We start from the raw sequence: 16,748 nt of genomic DNA on the forward strand, positions 1-16,748 counted from the left end.
TCTAAGAGGTTGTCTGAGAAGTCTCATTTGCTACATCCAAGCCCCCGTGGGTCCCCATCTGTCAAAAAGCGAAGCATCCGCTAATTCCCCCCAGAATTGGGGGGTTAGGGGGGCGGGGGACTTTTAGAAGCAAATTGACTCTTCCCCCAAGCGAGCAATCCCTCGCTTGGGGGGCTAGGGCGTGTCTTCAAACTCCGAGTACCCCCGTTTCCCTTAAAAAAGGGGGACTTTGAGTATGGCTCCCCCCTTAATAAGGGGGGCTGGGGGGGATCTAATATCTTGCGGAAAACTTTGAAAACACGCCCTAGGGGGGCAAAATTCAGTATAAAAAAACTTGGGAGATATCCTCTAAGTTTTCCAGAGCAGTTACAGAGCAGTCCTATTAATGTCGAGTAAACCTAAATCCAGGAGCGATCGCTTTTTAGGAATACTATTCCTGTTTAGCCTTACCGTTTGTATAGGGCTAGGTCATCTTCCCTCAATCGCTCAACCAGCTGAACCGGGAAATATGGCAACCACCCAGGCTGCCAACCCCAGTCAACTGGTGGAACAAGGGGTTGAGTACTACCAAGCCGGAGATTATCAAGGTGCCATAGAGCCCTGGCAAAATGCCTTGAAGCTCTACCAACAGAGCAACAACTATACCAATAGCGCAATTGTCCGGGAAAATCTGGCCAGAGCCTATCAAAAGATTGGTCACATCCAGGAGGCAATCAGTAACTGGGAGCAAGCCATCCTTGACTATCAACAGCTAAGGAACTGGCAACAAATGGGGCGAATGAAAACGGAATTGGCTCAAGCCTACAATAGCTTTGGACAACCGAGAAAAGCGATCGCGCTTCTATGTGGAGCCCCTGATACTGATGAAAATTATAAAAACAAACCCAGTTGTGTCAAAGACAGTGCCTTAAAGGTTGCTCGTGCTCATCAGGATTGGAAGGGAGAGGCTGCTGCTTTGGGAAGTATGGGAAATGCCTATATTCTCAGAGGGGATTATGACCAAGGGATTCAATATTTACAGACTGGTTTAGGCATTGATAAAAACGTTGAATTTGATATCAGCCCCCAACACACAAAAGACTGTAGAATAGATAGATTGGGCAAAAATTATACAGCCAAGATTTCTGCCGATAGTCCCTATGGCAGTTCATTTCTTAACGACCTAGGCAATGCTTACTTTAGCAAAGCTCAGCGTTGGGAGCGCTGGGCTAGCTCTGCCAAAGAGCGGTCAGCGAAAGAAACAGAAGATAAATTTACAGAAAATGCCAACAATAATTACAATCAAGCTCAGAACTGTTTTCAGCAAAGTCTCAAAGTAGCTCGCACTCAAAATGACCAACCTGCTCAAATGCGAGCATTGCGCAATTTGATTCAACTGTCCTACCGCCCTCAAGAATCAATATCAATCGAGCGGAACCAATGGATTCAAGACGCTCAGGAATTGTTCAACGAACTACCGGATTCTCAGGATAAAGTCTACGCAGCCATCGATTTAGCTAAACTGGAGCAACCGATGACTGTGGTTAATGACACGTCCCAACACAATTCCTGTGGCAAACGTCAGCTAGAAGGAGAGACTGAAACACTCCTCAATCAAGCCATCTCAATTGCTCGACACCTTAAGGACTACCGTTCCGAGTCTTTTGCCCTCGGTGAATTGGGTCATCTCTATTACTGCCGCCAAGACTATAACAACGCCCTAAAATTCACTCAAAAGGCATGGTGGATGGCTGACCAAAATCTATCCGCAAAAGATAGCTTGTATTTGTGGCAGTGGCAGCTTGGTCAAATTTTCCAAGCCCAAGGTAACGAAGTTAAGGCGGTCAATGCTTATAAAGAAGCGATCGCTACACTCAACGATATCAGAAAAGAGCTTCTGATTGCAGAGCGAGACTTACAGTTTGACTTTCGGGATGCCATTAATCCTCTCCACCGTGAATTGGCTAAGTTAAGGTTGGAACGTGCTGAGCTACTCCCCAAAGATAGTAAGGAGTACCCAGATGAGCTAAAGTCTGCCCTCGAAACCATTGATTCCCTAAAACTAGCAGAACTGCAAAATTACTTCGGCAATGATTGTGCGTTAATACTCATCAGTCAGAAACGAGTTGACGAACTGGTTGGGGAAAAAACCGCTGTCTTTAGCTCGATTATTTTAAGCGATCGCACCGGTATTCTAGTCAGTCTTCCCAAGGGCGAAAAGCGACTGGAGTGGATCAATGTTGATAGTCAAACTCTTAGAGAAGAAATCAACCAATTTCGCCGGGGACTGGAACGCAGACGTGATATTAACTATAACCTCAAACCAGCCCAAGAGCTGTATAAAAAGATTATTGCTCCTTTTACCAAGTATTTAAAGTCAGCACAGATAGAAACCCTTGTTTTCATCCAGGATGGCATCTTACGCAGCATCCCAATGGCTGCCCTCCACGACGGTGAAAAATTCTTAGTTGAAACCTATGCTATTGCCACAACCCCCAGTCTTAAGCTGACCAATCCCCAAGCCTTGAACCGTCAAAAACTTCGCGTCTTAGCCTTAGGGTTAACTCAAGAAAGTGAAGTCAACGGACAAGGGTTTTCAGCTTTGACCAATGTTGAAAGCGAACTCAAGGCAGTCGAGACTCAATTTCCAGGTAGCAAAACCCTTTTGAATCAGGATTTTACCCAAGAGCGCTTAGAAGAAGAACTGGCTCAAACCGTTTACCCCATTCTTCACATTGCCACCCACGGTCAATTTAGTGCGATTCGAGAAGACACCTTTCTCGTCACTGGAAATAATGACAAGCTCACCCTCGATGATCTGGAAAACACCATCAGCGGCGTTAGTCGTAAACCCGACTCAGGGGAATTGCTTGCCCTCACAGCTTGCCAAACGGCAGTGGGAGATGACCGTGCTGCTCTGGGTTTGGCTGGCATTGCCGTGCGAGCCGGTGTTAGCAGTGCTTTAGCCTCTCTTTGGTCTGTCAATGATGCCTCTACGGCTCAGTTAGTGACAGAGTTTTATGCCAACTTGCGCCGTCCTGGAGTAAGCAAAGCCGAGGCTTTACGTGCAGCTCAGCGAAAACTGATTGAGGCTGAGGACACAGAGGAGATTAACGACCAATATGCCCACCCCGCCTACTGGGCACCGTTTATCCTGATCGGTAACTGGCTTTAATCCTATGATTGGTGGTGGGGTGGACTCAATTACCGCAGGCTACTGGCTATTTGCCTTAAGTTCTCAATCCGTTCATACTTCTCGTCAGTCAGTGCGGCTGCCTCTAATTCAGCCAGGTTTTCTAGTAGGGTTGAACCCACCTCTCCCAACCTAGATTCGTTAGCCAACTTCAGAGCTTCAGCTAAAGCATCGTACCATAAACTTGCCTTGGCATAGAAATCGGATTTGTTTGAGCCATCGACAAAAGTGCTTTCCAAAGTAGAAGGCATCTCTAGAACCTGAATATCTGCCCTAGCAATTAAATCACTTGATGCGTTATCTGGGTCACATAAGATGGTGACTTGCCAAAGATAAGTGCGACCTACTCTAAGTTCTGGTCTGTCCTCTGGTAGGGTTAATGTCATAACTCCTGGCCAACTCTTCAATGGAATTGCCTCACCCATTAATTTGGGTTTACCGTTTGAGTCATATTCATAGAGCGTGAATTCCATCTTTTTGGTGGTCGAGTCAGGAACAAACCAAGCAAAAGTCGGGCGAGTCGAAGCCGTTTGTCCAACATGACTTAGAGGAACTAGGGCTGTTAGGGGTATCCCTTCACCTTCGCACCCATCTCTGGAGCCTGCTTGTCCTGTATAGTCACTTGGAGGTTTCTGATCGGAAGGGAATTCGTACTCAGCTAGAGCAGCCGGAGTTATGACCAGGGATAACCCTAAAATACAGCTAGTTACTAGTTTAGCTTTGATGCATTTATTAAGGAACCAAAAAATTTGAATCATCATAATGTTGGCTCAGTAGATATTTACTTATCTCAGACCATACTAGGAAAAATAGTGAGTTCACATCGCCTATTCTCACTAACTTGATGACTAGCTCAAGTCATTCTTATTGCTGAAAACTACAAACCCGTTGCTCAAACTACCAAATTCACCACTAAAATTTGCTAAAACTACTTCCATTTAACTTTTAGTAATTCTTTTATTTTTCTCAGAGTAGTAGGGTGCGTTAGGGGCGGAAAGCCTCTGATTTTTCGCCTCGTAGCCAGGGTTGGGATAGTCCGCCCCGTAACGCACCAGCAATTAGCGTTTCTGTAGCGTATATTTCAGAATATAGCACTACGCATTCAGGTTAGGACATTGTCTTGATGCAATAGCGAGTGGGGAGGGGCTGTGTGCGGAACCTGCGTCCGCACCGCTGTTTGCCCCGTGGAAACCCCCGCATGAAGGCGCTGCATCGCTCCTACACTCCGAAACGTAAGTAATTGCTACTTTTGACTTCTGACTTCTAACTTATGACTTGCGCGTAGCGCTATATCGCTAATTTTTTATTAATCCTAAAACTCCCAAAAAAAAAATTCTAAAAACCCTTGACAAATTTATTTATAATCATTACAATAATCATTAAATGACCACAATAACTTCACTTTTTTATCCATGTCACGAAAATTTCGCCAAAACTTCAAAAAACAACCTGCTCAGCACACCTTGAAAGGGTCTCGTGAAGCAGTAATCTATAGTATGCAAATGCTTTATTCACTAGGCTATGCAGAGATAGCGGAATGGACTCCTCTGGAGCCGACCGACGTTCCCGGGGAAGTGATGACTACAATAACCAAGTATTGGTTGTTGCCGTAACACCTGAAATTTATGGGGGGTTTCCCCCCCTGGCAAAGGTCAATCAGATCGAATCACATCAAGTTCCGTTTGGGAACTCAGTGACATAGCGATTTCAAGGAACTTATTGTGGAGTTTAAATAGCCGTGGATAGTATTTCTACGGCTATTTTTTTTATTTTTGAGACTTATCGGGAATTTAGAATTTAGAATTTAGAATTTAGAATGTAGGGTGCGTTAGGGGCGGGCTTGCCCTCATTTTTAACTTCGAGCGCCAGTATTGGAATAGCCCGCACCGTAACGCACCACCAAGTAGAAGTTAGAAGTTAGAAGTTAGAAGTTAGAAGTTAGAATTAGGAATCGGGAATTGGGCTCTCCATGAGCGACTGCATCAAGACATGAGAAAAGTTCCTCTGGTCAGGAAAATTTACAGAGACTTTAGATTTATTTAGTTTGAGCCGATGGTGCGTTACGGTGTGGGCTATTTCAACGCTGGCAAAGAGGCGGAAAATCAGGGCAATCCCACCCCTAACGCACCCTACGCAACTATTTTAGAATTTTTTGGGATATTTAAAAACTTTCAAAAAAAGAGTTTTCAAGCCATAGCTAACTTTAGCAAGACTCCAGTTACGACCTGCTAGAGGCCAGGTTAACTCGCACAGAGTTCCGTGGGGAGAAATGGGCTCTCGCTTAAATGTTCCTCCTAGTTGTTTCGCCAAAGCTTTAGCTTGCTGTGTTCCTCGGTTTTCAGAAGATGAACAGATGCCAGAGCCATTATCTTTAACACTCAGAGTGTACCAGTCATTATCTAGCTTACCAGTCGCACTAATACGAGTTACTCCTTTAGCATGTTTCCCGACATTGTACAAAGCTTCTTCCAGAAACTGGCAGAGTTCTCGATTTTGCTCAATAGTTAAATATTGTTCCGGGATCTCCTCAAATTTAAGGGCTTTAACCTTAAGGGTATTAAAATGAGGAAGATGCCGTTCCAGCGTATCTCTACAGACTTCATAGAACAGCTTACTTATTGGATGCTTCAATGACAGTTTTAGGTTACTTCCTAGACGGATAGTTTCTTCTTGAGTCAGAGTTTCTTGTTTGAGGTAGTCTGCAATTTCCCATATGTCATCCTTGATAGTTTTAAGTTTCAACAGTAATTCATCTTCTGGCAAATCCTGGTTTTGAATGCGCGTAATAATGTACGCTAGTGTTTGCATTGGGCCATTATGAATGATATTAAATGTTTCATCAATAGTCCGTTGGCGCACATTGATCTGAGACCTCAAAGCCTGGTCATAGTGATAGAAAGCAGGAAATAGTAAACTATTTATGACTAAAATTAACAACGCTGGTGCTACTGGAATCCACCAGCCCCAAACTAGGAACACATAACCAACTCCAACTAGTCCAAAGCTGGCAACCCCAACACCAAACAGATTTTTGAATGGGGATTGAGTCAGCCGACCAAGACCAATGGCCAGAAAACCCCAACCTAAAATCCATAGATATTCCCAAGGATCTGACCAAGTTCTTAAAAGCGATCGCTGATCCAGAACAGCACTGAGAATTTGACTAGTAGCATGGGCATGAAATTCTACACCATAGATTTCGCCAGGAGGGTTCAAACCCTTGATGGCAGTGGTATTGACAGTGTCTTTGATGCTGGGAGTAGTGACTCCAACAATCACAATGCGATCGCGAATCCAACTGGGATTAAAATTCTCGGTTTTGATATCCTTAAGTAATAGAATACGAAAGCGTTCTCGACCACTCCGAAAATTGAGCAGCACCTGAACTCCACCCGCATCAGTTCCCACATAGCCACCAGAATTGGGCAAAAAACGAGGTAGCTCCGTTGAACCAAACATCATCCCATCAGGATTTTTAATGCCATTTTCGAGAGAAATGCCTTCAACCGTTAAATAAGTTTTTGCCAGACGGAGAGATAAAGAGAACTTGCCCCCTTCAGGAGTAGGAGTCCCTAGAAGACTGCGCCGGACGTTGCCATCCCCATCGAAAAGAACATCTGAGAAACCAACCCGTTCCGGGGGAAATCCCGGTGGTGGCTTAATTTTAGTTGGTAATACTTTTTCAATGGCAATCAGATTCTTGATATCCTCAAAGGTTTCAACCAGTTGCTCGTGACCTGGCTCAACTGGTAGATCCCGAACAATATCAAGACCAATTGCTCTAGGTTTGTAGGTTTGCAATCTCCGCAGCAGCCTTGCAATGTCTTGATCCGGTATGGGATAGGTTCCTACATCCTGGATATCCTCTTCATCAATTCCAACAATAACAACCCGTTCATCCATAGGTTCATAAGGACGCAAACGCAGAAAAGTATCGAGGGTTATCCACTCACTAAATTGAAGGTATCCATTGAGACGGGCTAACATTACCAGTCCAATCACTGCAATTCCTGGCAATTCTCCTCCACGCCAGGTGCCAATTTTGTTTCTTATTTTTGGCCAAATACTTCCCAACAACAGGTTTTTTCCTTGCTTAATTTATCAATCAATAAACCCTTCTTCTCTGGCTCGCATCTCGGTTTGAATTCGGAGATTCTTCCCACCTTCAGGATAAACACCCAGAACGTCTCGAATTTTCGTCCAGTAGTGAACCACAGTTCGTTCACTTTTATGCATACGCCCAGCAATTGCCTTATCTTGCAATTCCTCATGAAATGCTAGGGTGAGTAACTCCAGCCACTCTGGCTTAACTTCTCCTTTGAGCATATTTAGATCTTTTGTATGGGTTAATCCCTGCAATGCCCAGTCAACTCTGGTTAACATAACCTGACCGGAGAAACCCTTATCTACCAAGGTGAAACCCCCGTTGTGCTCGTCAATCTCATCCTTAATCCGCACCAGGGCTTTGAGGTAAGTGCTTAACACCACAAGATTGAGGTTGGGATACTGCTTCATCACTATCTGCAAGAGTTTAATACCCGTCTCGATTTTAGCTGTATTCTCAGAAGCTTCTGGAATGGAAAGATCGACAATAACAAGGTCAAGCTGAAATCGTTCCAGTTGTTCCAGAGCGCTCTGGAACGTTTGAGCTGTTAGGATTTCCGCTTCTGGATACTTCCGTCGTAGGGTGTCGATTATTCCACCCAGCATCAATTCGTGGTCATCAACCACAAGCAGCTTCCGTTTCCTTGACTTTGGTAAATCTTGGGTCATCATCAATTCCCTCTATGTTTGCTATTCACTATTGGAACCTATCGTTGCAATTTAGCCAACGAGGTTTTAAGACAGCCAAGTTTTTCCTGTCATGGGTCTTACAGCCGTTTTCATATGAATTGACCTCACTAGCTTTAGCTGCAAGCCCCCTAAATCCCCCAATTCTGGGGGACTTTAACTCAATTTCCCCCCTCCGGTGCGCTTTCCGTTGGCGAATTAAATTCGCCACGGGTCGCACCGCAAAGTTGGGGGGCTAGGGGGGCGAAACTTGCTGTAAGTATAACCACCGCTCGCTGAACTTTTAGCTTAAAAAGACACAGATAGATAAAGCAATGCCCTTGTCTACCAAGTTGATTGCTGGTTTAAGACAAGAACTGGGTAGAATTCGGTCAGTAGGATTGCTGAAAACTACATACTGCTGCTCAAAGCTTCGCCAACTATTTCTAAACCTCTAGTCACCAAAGCTGCTGTGATGCTGATCTGATGGTGGTCTTGAGAGGATTACATATAGATGGTTAGAGGAATGCGATCGCGTAGCGTGACCTGCATGTCAATCGCTTTTAGCGTGACCAAAGGTCAATCGCGTAGCGTGACCATTCGCGTAGCGTGGCCCAAAGGCCAAGGTCAATCGCAAAAATAAACCCCTAATAAACATGGGATAATCATTCAGCTATCAGCATTGAGCTAATGCGCTACGCCCACGGCTGACGGCTGACGGCTGACATATCAATCAACGCCAAATCTTAATGTTGCCCTTTCCGCCTCCACTGACTAGGATTTGTCCATCAGGGCTAAAAGTAACCGGATAACAACCATTCAGATTTCGCAGTAGCTCCCCAGTCCGTAGGCTCCAAAGTTTAACCTCGTTTATACTCGCACTAACTACTGTTTCTCCATCAGGGCTAATGGCAATGGAAAGCACCGCTGTTGAATGTCCAGTTAGAGAAAAGATTGGTTTTTCAGTGTGGAGATTCCACAGTCTGACGGTTTTGTCAGCGCTGCCGCTAGCGATAGTCTGACCATCAGGACTGATCGCAATGGAAGTTACCCAGCCTGTATGTCCCGTAAGAATAGAGCGCTGTTGATACCTGCGTCTGTTCCACAGTCTGATGGTTTTGTCATTACTAGCACTAGCGATAGTCTGACCATCGGGAGTAATAGCAACACAATTAACCATGTTTGAATGATCAGTTATTGTGTGGATTAGTTTTCTTTTGACACTCCCCACGGCTAGAAGCCGGGGGATTCTTGGTTCACAGACCCGTCTTGCTCAACCAGGTCGGAACCAGGAAGAGTAGAGGACAGGTCTCCCCAAGCGTTGATTAAAGTTCCCGTGTGCCCCACGGTACTCAAGGCTCTAGTTAAAATGTTTCTGGCGGCGTTGTGGTCTCGATCTAATTGACATCCACATTCGCAGACATGGGTTCTAGTCGATAGCGACTTCTTAACCACTTCACCACAGTTAGAACAATTCTGGCTTGTATAAGCTGGATTTACTGCAACAGTTATCCGCCCAAACTTTTGACCAAAATATTCCAGCCATTCCCGGAACTGATACCAACCTGCGTCGTTAATAGACTTGGCAAGACAATGGTTTTTAACCAGATTTTTAATCCTCAAATCTTCATAGGCGACCAGATCGTTAGACCGGATTACGCAACGTGCCGGAGACGAAACCTTAGATAGTGGAGCCTTTATGGGTGTTCGGCTTTGCATAAAAGGGTTAAATCTTTTGTAATAAGGCTCCACTATCTTACGGTAACTTCTAACCAGTCTCTTGGCATGTTCTTCACGTTGTCTACTTATTTTGAGGTGTGTCCTACCTAGTTTATTAATCGCTTTCTTTCTGTTAGTTGAGCCTTTATTTTTCCGAGAAACTCGACGCTGATAAAACTTTAAGCGCTTCTCGCCTTTTCTGTAGAATCTAGGGTTGGGTTCAGAGTATCCATCAGAGTCGGTATAAAACTCTTTTAGCCCTACATCTAACCCGACGGTAAAGCCAGTGGCCTCTAGTTGCTCTGAGTTATCTAGTTTTACACAAAACTGAACATAATAACCATCAGATCTCTGAACAATGCGAACCCGTTTAATCAGCTTCTGGTCGAAACGCCATAAGTCCCAGGTGCCCTTAAGCTTGACCTTACCGATCCCTTTTTTGTCTGTGAAATTGATAGATTTTTTATCTGGCGACAACTTCCACCCAGATTGCTTGTACTCAACAGACCGGGAATGCTTTTTGAATTTGGGATAGCCTTTCTTGCCGGTAACCTTTTTTTTACAATTATCAAAAAATCTTTTGATAGCCCGCTCTACGTTTTCAACCGATGCTTGACAGGCGTGACTATTAAGCTCTTTGACAAACTTGAATTCGTCCCTTAACTGGGTGTTGTAACGGTATAGTTCTTTTTTGCAAATTCCGCGATTGTCCATCCAAAAACGCAGCACTTTGTTTCGGACAAACTTAGCTGTCCTTATAGCTTCATTTATAGCCACTTTTTGGGGTTCTTTTAGAATAGCTTTGAACTCCATTACTAACACCTTTGATCACCTCCTTAGTTTGTTGGATTTACTTATTATTATAGTCGATGTCTATTGATCAGGGAATAAATTCCCTCAAAAGACGAAACCTTAGAATAGTGGAGCCTTAATCAATAAGTTTTAACTTTTCTATGCATAGCCTGTCGCCTATAAAGGCTCCACTATTCTTACGGTAACTTTAAAAGGCTAACCCCATGAATAGAATTCAGGGGCTTGCGCCCTTAGATTTTTTCGGTCAAGCTATCCCAAACTGCGATGGTCTCATCACCACTAGCACTGATCAGGATTTTACCATTTGAGCTAAAAGCAAGATCTGAAACCACGGCTCCATGACTGAAAGGAGAATTTGGTTTATTGAAGATGCCAGATAACGTTTTTGTCTGTAAGTTCCAACTGGTAATCACGTTATCAAAGCCACCAGCAATCAGCATCTGTCCGTTGGGGCTAATGTTGACTGCCTGAACTTCTCCTCCTTGTCCGAAGAAAGTGTAAATGCATTTTCCTGTTGTTAAATCCCATAGTTTTACAGTTCTATCATCACCTGCACTGGCAAGAATTTGACTATTAGGACTGATGGCAACGGAATTAACGTTTGCTATATGTCCTTTGAGAATAGTATTACATTTCCAATCTTGATGTGATTTAACAGTTATTAATTTATTAAGCTTGGCTTTAACCGCTTGTAATTCTTTCTCAACGTCTAGATTCTTAAACCTTTGTTTCGATGAAAGCTCAGCATTGCTTACTTTTTCTGTTGGTTTAGACTGATTTTCCCCCAAAAGGTTTGCTTTAAGCGCTTGTAATTCGTCCTCAACTTCTAGATCACTAAACTTTTGTTTCAAGGCTATGTCAGCTAAGATTGGATCTAGCTCCATCATTGCCTGGTTATAGGCTTCCTGGTAAGAGATTGCTGCTTCCATTCGGTCAAAAGTTTCAGTAACAGGTTCTTTGCTCTCATGCTCAGAGAACATTTTTGCTAAGCCATAAACACCGAGTCCAACGACTCCACCAGCAGCAGCCATCGAAGACATATTAACCCCGATAGTTTTCCCCCCAAAACTCAATCCCATACCACCTACTGTGGCAGAGATACCAGCCCCTGTAACCGCTCCCAGTGCCACTGCCCCAATGGCAATAAGATCCCCTTCCCGTATCGCCCTAACAGCGCCATAAGCAGCAACCCCAGTTATTGCTCCTAGACCTGTCATCGTGGTCGGACCAATGCCCACGCCACCAAACCCCCCGACTAATCCCACACCGCCAATTGTCGAGGATAGATTAGCTCCCGCTGCTGCGACCGCTAGGGTGAACAATACACTCTGTTGCTTGGTCATGACTACTTCGTAAATAGGCTTACAGTTATAGAGTTCCCAAAAAGGCGATTGACCGTAGGCCACGCTAGGCGATTGACCGTAGGTCACGCTATGCTCCGGAAGCGAAGCTTCCGCGCTTATGCGATCGCACTAAGTTCTGGATAGGGTGCATCTCCTAAAAGCTGTTTGACCTGATGGTGCGTTACGGTGCGGGCTGTTTCAACCAGGGGCGAAGAGGCGAAAAATCAGGGCTCGCCCGCCCCTAACGCACCCTACACCTTCAACCTTCAACCTTCTGATGGTGCGTTACGGTGCGGGCTGTTTCAACCAGGGGCGAAGAGGCGAAAAATCATGGCTCGCCCGCCCCTAACGCACCCTACCCCTTCAACCAAATAACCTTCAACCTAATAAACCTTCAACCTTCAACCAAATAAACCTTCAACCTAATAAACCTGATAAACCTTCAACCTAAACACTTCACCCAAGCCTCCCTGACCTCAGGTGAACCATACCAAATCCCCTTCCTCCTAGGAGAATGTAGCACTTCATCAATAGTAATATTAGTCGCTCCAGCCAAATGAGCAGCAGGAATCGGAGTAATCCCATCTCCCCAGCAATTCCCTTCTCCACACGTGAGCTTGTAACTGTTGTAAGCCAACCAGCTGCCTAAACGTCGCTTACCATAAATTGCCTTACCAGCGACACAAATATAATTGACATCTTGGTGAAACGCCCCTGGATAGTTATCATTCACAAAATCAAGATTGCGTTTAGTCCAACGTTCCTGACTCATATGAGGTGTACCAAGAGTCACCAAGGTAGAGATATAGGAATGAGCATTCCATAACCCTACCGAGTCATCACTAACATCTCCATGAATAGTGTAAGGCTTTTCTCCTAGATATATCCTGGCAATCCAGCCACCAGCAGAGTGACCGATTAAATTAATCTGTGACGTGTTATGCTTCTCCAACTGCTGTTTAACAGCTTGGTCGATTTTTCGCAAAATTGGCACCACAGAGCGACCACCGAGGGTAGGAAACCAATCCTGTTGGCGTATTGGTACAGTAGTTGCGGCAATCCCTAGCTGTTGTAGTGATTGTTCTAAATCACGGTATTCACTAGCGCTAGCAAAATAGCCCGGTAAAATAACAGTTGGTAATGGCATCGGTGGTAATTTTAAATTTTATAGATAATTTTAAACTTTTGTGAAACTAGGTACACTTTATGGTATAAGTGTCGGACCTGGGGATCCTGACCTGATCACCCTCAAAGCACTACGTATATTGAAACAGGCACCAGTAGTAGCCTTTCCTACTGGAGTCCGTGGAAAACCAGGAATGGCTCAACAGATTGTCGCTCAATGGTTGGAGAATCATCAGGTGCAGTTACCCTTGACATTTCCATATGTGCAGGATACCGCTATCTTGACCCAAGCATGGCAACTTGCTGCTGAGCAAGTCTGGAATTATCTAGGATTAGGGCAAGACGTAGCATTTGTGTGCGAAGGAGATGTAAGTTTTTACAGCACATTTACCTATTTGGCACAGAGGCTACAGCAGTTACATCCTCAAAGCCTGATTCAAACTGTACCAGGGGTATCTTCCCCCATGGCTACAGCATCTGTTTTGGGATTACCCTTGACCATTCGTGATCAGCGCCTGGTGGTGCTACCAGCTCTCTATAATGTGGAGGAACTGGAAAAGGTTTTGGCTTGGGCAGATGTAGTAGTCCTGCTCAAAGTCAGTTCAGTTTATCAGCAGGTGTGGCAAGTGCTGCATCGACATCAGTTGTTGGAAAATGCCTATGTGGTAGAACGAGCAACTCTACCGGAGCAGGTGATTTATCGTAATTTATGCGATCGCCCTAATCTGGCATTACCCTATTTTTCTCTGCTAATTGTTAAGGTGAACCAATAGATAGCAAACCAAGAGATAACAATGTTTCAGCCATCGATGTAGTTGTCAAAATAGTTGTTATAGCTAGCCCGAGCACGATCACTCACTCTTATTTGCCAAGACTGAATTGAATAAGCATCTCCTCAGCCGAGAGCTTATTAGCAACCATGGAAATACGTCAACAATAACTGCCATGTCCGATGCTTCTTTAATTAAAAACATCCCAGAAATGCTGAGTCACCCCCTAGTGATTTCTGTTACCGCCTCTCTGGGGGTTCATATGCTAATCGTACCGATCTTAGGTGATTTGTTGAAGAATCAAAAGCCTAAGGAAGACTCAATGGTGCAAGTGTTGGAGTTAAGCCCTCAACAACTGAGCCGTGTTCCCAAGTCTGCTGCACCACCACTGACCCTGCCAGCTCTACCGAATGCCAAAACTCCGACCAAGCCCTCCATCCCTTCGTTATTTAATCCTTTCCCACCCCCTCCACCACCGCTACCTTCAATACCTGCTCTAAAGCCCCTGAAAATTCCCAAATCCCCACCTCTGAGATCCCTACCGATAAAACCCTTACCCTCAATTGGTAAGTATCCTTTACCACTGCTAAACCGCAAAAGACCGATTATCACCAGAGGGTCTTTCCCGATCCAGCAGCTACCACCAAAACCCAGGACACCACTACCAGCCCCACCACCGCGACCTAACTTCACATTCGATACAGAGTCTTTGAATCCAGGTTCCTTCCAGACAGGTTCCTTGCCAGTATTTGGGAATTCTACCAACCAGATTCCTGACCGATCAGAGTTTCCTAACCAACAGCCACCAGTATCCGTTACTCCACCTCCTCCGCCACCACAATTTTCGATCACCCCTCCTCCTTCTGAGCCTACTAAACCAGCACCCCCTAGTGCTGTTGCGATCGCACGACAACGTCAGAACAATTTAGTAGCTCAAGTGCGGATGCGGCGGAAGCAACTGAAAAAAGATGTAAGCAATACCAGTGATGAGGAAGCTAGGAAAAACCTGGTAGAATGGATGGCTTTGGTAAAGGATACCTTACCCAAAAAGGAAGTCATACCAGCAGCAATTACAGTGAGTGGTACTTATCCCAAAGACGCTTGTATTAAGAAACTAGAAGGCACAACAGTCTTCGGAATTTTAGTAGGTGCTAATGGTGAAGTGACTAATGCACAGCTGATTCAGAGTGCAGGGTACGGCATTTTAAATCAGCAGGCACTGGAAGATATTCAGTTCCGAAAGTTTAACAACAAAACTGGTGCAACAAAACCCTACCAGGTCAAGGTAGCCTTTGACTATGATCAAGGCAACTGTCCTAGTCTATCGGTTTTCCAAGAAACTGCTAACCAGCCAGTTCCAGCAAAGCCAAATACTGTTAGTGGGGAAAACGCTGCTGTCAACAATCCAGTAATAGTAGTTCCTAAGCCAGAAACCCCTAGCAATAACTCTGCTAATAATAACTCTACCGATAACAATACCGATAACAATAGGACAGTATCAGTTCCAGTAAAACCGAATACTGCTACAAATACTGCTAGGGAAAATTCGAGCACTAAACCCAGAACAATATCAGTGCCAGTGCGGGACAATACCTCTAGTCAAGACTCGACTCCTAAACCCAGGAGAGTTTCAGTACCAGTGCGGGACAATACCTCTACTCAGGAAAATACTCCTAAACCCAGGAGAGTGTCAGTACCAGTGCGGGACAATACCTCTACTCAGGAAAATACTCCTAAACCCAGAAGAGTGTCAGTACCAGTACGGGACAATACCTCTACTCAGGAAAATACTCCTAAACCTAGAGCAGTGCCTGTACAGCAAAATACTCCTAGTCAGGAAAATACTCCTAAACCCAGGAGGGTGTTAGTACCAGTGCGGGACAATACTCCTAGTCAGGAAAATACTGCTCAGGAAAATACTACCAACACTACAGCTGTGCCAGTGAAGCCAGCTCAAGCTACTAATGAAAACTCAGGGAAAGAATCCGTTCCAGCAGCAGCCACTGAAGAGCAAAACTCACAAGAGGATAAAGCGTGCAAGTTCAAATCTAGATCAGCTCGCAGGCGCAACAGAATAGACTCCTTTACAACACCATCGTCCAGGTCATGTAAATAAGACGTTCTGTTAGTGAAACCCTTGGTTGTTGGTCAATGGAGCATTAACATTATTCTAGAATTAAGAATTAAGAATTAAGAATTTAGAATTAAGAATTAAGAATTAAGAATTAAGAATTTAGAATTTGGAATTTTACATTCTGCATTCTACATTCTACATTCTACATTCTGCATTCTACATTCTGCATTCTGCATTCTTCATTCTGCATTCTACATTCTACATTCTGCATTCTTCATTCTACATTCTGCATTCTGCATTCTGCATTCTGCATTCTGCATTCACCATTCTGCATTCACCATTCTGCATTCTTCATTCTGCATTCTACATTCTTCATTCTGCATTCTGACAGACACCGATGAAGTGGACATCACTAAAGGTTTCAATCCATAGACGAGCGCCACAAGGCAGTGGGTTATCCGGCTGATAGGTAATTCGACATGGACCGAGGATTTCTACCTGGTTGCCATATAAATTGTTGCCACTTCGTTTTACTGAAATCACTGGCTTGCGCTCTTCCGGGCGTTTGTGGATATTCGAGCCAATGTGATTGCGGTTGACATTAATCTTGGCTAGAGCCGGAGGACGACTGGTACGCCATTTTCCTTTTGGTCCTCTAGTGCCTTTAATGATTTGAGGCATATTGTTGAACAGAGGAATAATCCAGAATTTCCCACTTTTATAAGCACCCCGGACGCGACCCTTCTCTAGGAGTTGTCGCAATCGTCTCGAAGAGATTCCTAGGAGAGATGCTGCTTCGGTAGTACAAACGCACTTGTTCATAAGTTTCTTTCCCATTAACTATTCCGATAGTTGTATTATAAAGCAAAAGCAAGCATTAAGACAACCCCTGATTAAGGAAAAGAGAAGGTTATAGAAAATTTTGTAAATTAAGCTGAAGTGTTCTATCGGTCGGAGTTGAG

The 16,748-nt window shown here is 44.5% G+C and carries 12 protein-coding genes; 4 read left to right on the forward strand and 8 right to left on the reverse strand.

Going from position 1 to position 16,748, the window contains the following annotated elements:
• Positions 1 to 385: 385 nt before the first annotated feature.
• Positions 386 to 3,154, forward strand: a complete 2,769-nt coding sequence (locus LYNGBM3L_RS28935) for a CHAT domain-containing protein (RefSeq protein ID WP_008189803.1) — start codon at positions 386 to 388, stop codon at positions 3,152 to 3,154.
• Positions 3,155 to 3,183: 29 nt separating this feature from the next.
• Here LYNGBM3L_RS28935 and LYNGBM3L_RS28940 read toward each other — a convergent pair whose 3' ends face one another.
• Positions 3,184 to 3,933 (reverse strand): DUF928 domain-containing protein, encoded by a 750-nt coding sequence (locus LYNGBM3L_RS28940; RefSeq protein ID WP_008189805.1) that lies wholly within the window; start codon positions 3,931 to 3,933, stop codon positions 3,184 to 3,186.
• Between the two features lie 651 nt (positions 3,934 to 4,584).
• Between LYNGBM3L_RS28940 and LYNGBM3L_RS39040 the strand changes: the two genes are divergently transcribed.
• Positions 4,585 to 4,785, forward strand: coding sequence for a hypothetical protein (locus LYNGBM3L_RS39040; RefSeq protein ID WP_075873588.1), 201 nt, complete (start codon positions 4,585 to 4,587; stop codon positions 4,783 to 4,785).
• A 529-nt stretch (positions 4,786 to 5,314) separates the two neighbouring features.
• Here LYNGBM3L_RS39040 and LYNGBM3L_RS28945 read toward each other — a convergent pair.
• The 6 genes from LYNGBM3L_RS28945 to LYNGBM3L_RS28975 all read right to left on the reverse strand — a co-directional run bounded on the left by LYNGBM3L_RS28945 (position 5,315) and on the right by LYNGBM3L_RS28975 (position 12,964).
• On the reverse strand, positions 5,315 to 7,249 hold the full coding sequence (locus LYNGBM3L_RS28945; RefSeq protein ID WP_008189811.1) for a sensor histidine kinase: 1,935 nt from the start codon (positions 7,247 to 7,249) through the stop codon (positions 5,315 to 5,317).
• Positions 7,250 to 7,273: 24 nt separating this feature from the next.
• On the reverse strand, positions 7,274 to 7,945 hold the full coding sequence (locus LYNGBM3L_RS28950) for a response regulator transcription factor (RefSeq protein WP_008189813.1): 672 nt from the start codon (positions 7,943 to 7,945) through the stop codon (positions 7,274 to 7,276).
• 730 nt (positions 7,946 to 8,675) lie between these two features.
• On the reverse strand, positions 8,676 to 9,173 hold the full coding sequence (locus LYNGBM3L_RS28960) for a WD40 repeat domain-containing protein (protein ID WP_071986963.1): 498 nt from the start codon (positions 9,171 to 9,173) through the stop codon (positions 8,676 to 8,678).
• Positions 9,174 to 9,175: 2 nt separating this feature from the next.
• Positions 9,176 to 10,474: an RNA-guided endonuclease InsQ/TnpB family protein gene (locus LYNGBM3L_RS28965; protein ID WP_008189818.1), complete on the reverse strand. Its 1,299-nt coding sequence runs from the start codon at positions 10,472 to 10,474 to the stop codon at positions 9,176 to 9,178.
• A gap of 230 nt (positions 10,475 to 10,704) precedes the next feature.
• Entirely contained in the window at positions 10,705 to 11,904 is a 1,200-nt protein-coding gene (locus LYNGBM3L_RS28970) for a hypothetical protein (RefSeq protein WP_131826860.1), read from the reverse strand.
• Positions 11,905 to 12,259: 355 nt separating this feature from the next.
• Positions 12,260 to 12,964 (reverse strand): esterase/lipase family protein, encoded by a 705-nt coding sequence (locus LYNGBM3L_RS28975; protein ID WP_008189821.1) that lies wholly within the window; start codon positions 12,962 to 12,964, stop codon positions 12,260 to 12,262.
• Between the two features lie 40 nt (positions 12,965 to 13,004).
• On the opposite strand from LYNGBM3L_RS28975, the gene LYNGBM3L_RS28980 reads away from it, so the two are divergent.
• Together LYNGBM3L_RS28980 and LYNGBM3L_RS28985 are read left to right on the forward strand one after the other, a co-directional pair.
• Positions 13,005 to 13,715: a precorrin-2 C(20)-methyltransferase gene (locus tag LYNGBM3L_RS28980; protein ID WP_008189823.1), complete on the forward strand. Its 711-nt coding sequence runs from the start codon at positions 13,005 to 13,007 to the stop codon at positions 13,713 to 13,715.
• A gap of 172 nt (positions 13,716 to 13,887) precedes the next feature.
• Positions 13,888 to 15,828: a TonB family protein gene (locus tag LYNGBM3L_RS28985; RefSeq protein ID WP_044495274.1), complete on the forward strand. Its 1,941-nt coding sequence runs from the start codon at positions 13,888 to 13,890 to the stop codon at positions 15,826 to 15,828.
• A gap of 330 nt (positions 15,829 to 16,158) precedes the next feature.
• Here the strand turns inward: LYNGBM3L_RS28985 and LYNGBM3L_RS28990 are convergent, their stop codons facing one another.
• The gene (locus LYNGBM3L_RS28990) at positions 16,159 to 16,608 is read right to left on the reverse strand and encodes a MerR family transcriptional regulator (protein WP_044495276.1); all 450 of its coding nucleotides are present in this window, start codon (positions 16,606 to 16,608) and stop codon (positions 16,159 to 16,161) included.
• Between the last annotated feature and the right edge of the window lie 140 nt (positions 16,609 to 16,748).

The sequence above is a fragment of the Moorena producens 3L genome, from assembly GCF_000211815.1.
Lineage (GTDB): Bacteria > Cyanobacteriota > Cyanobacteriia > Cyanobacteriales > Coleofasciculaceae > Moorena > Moorena producens.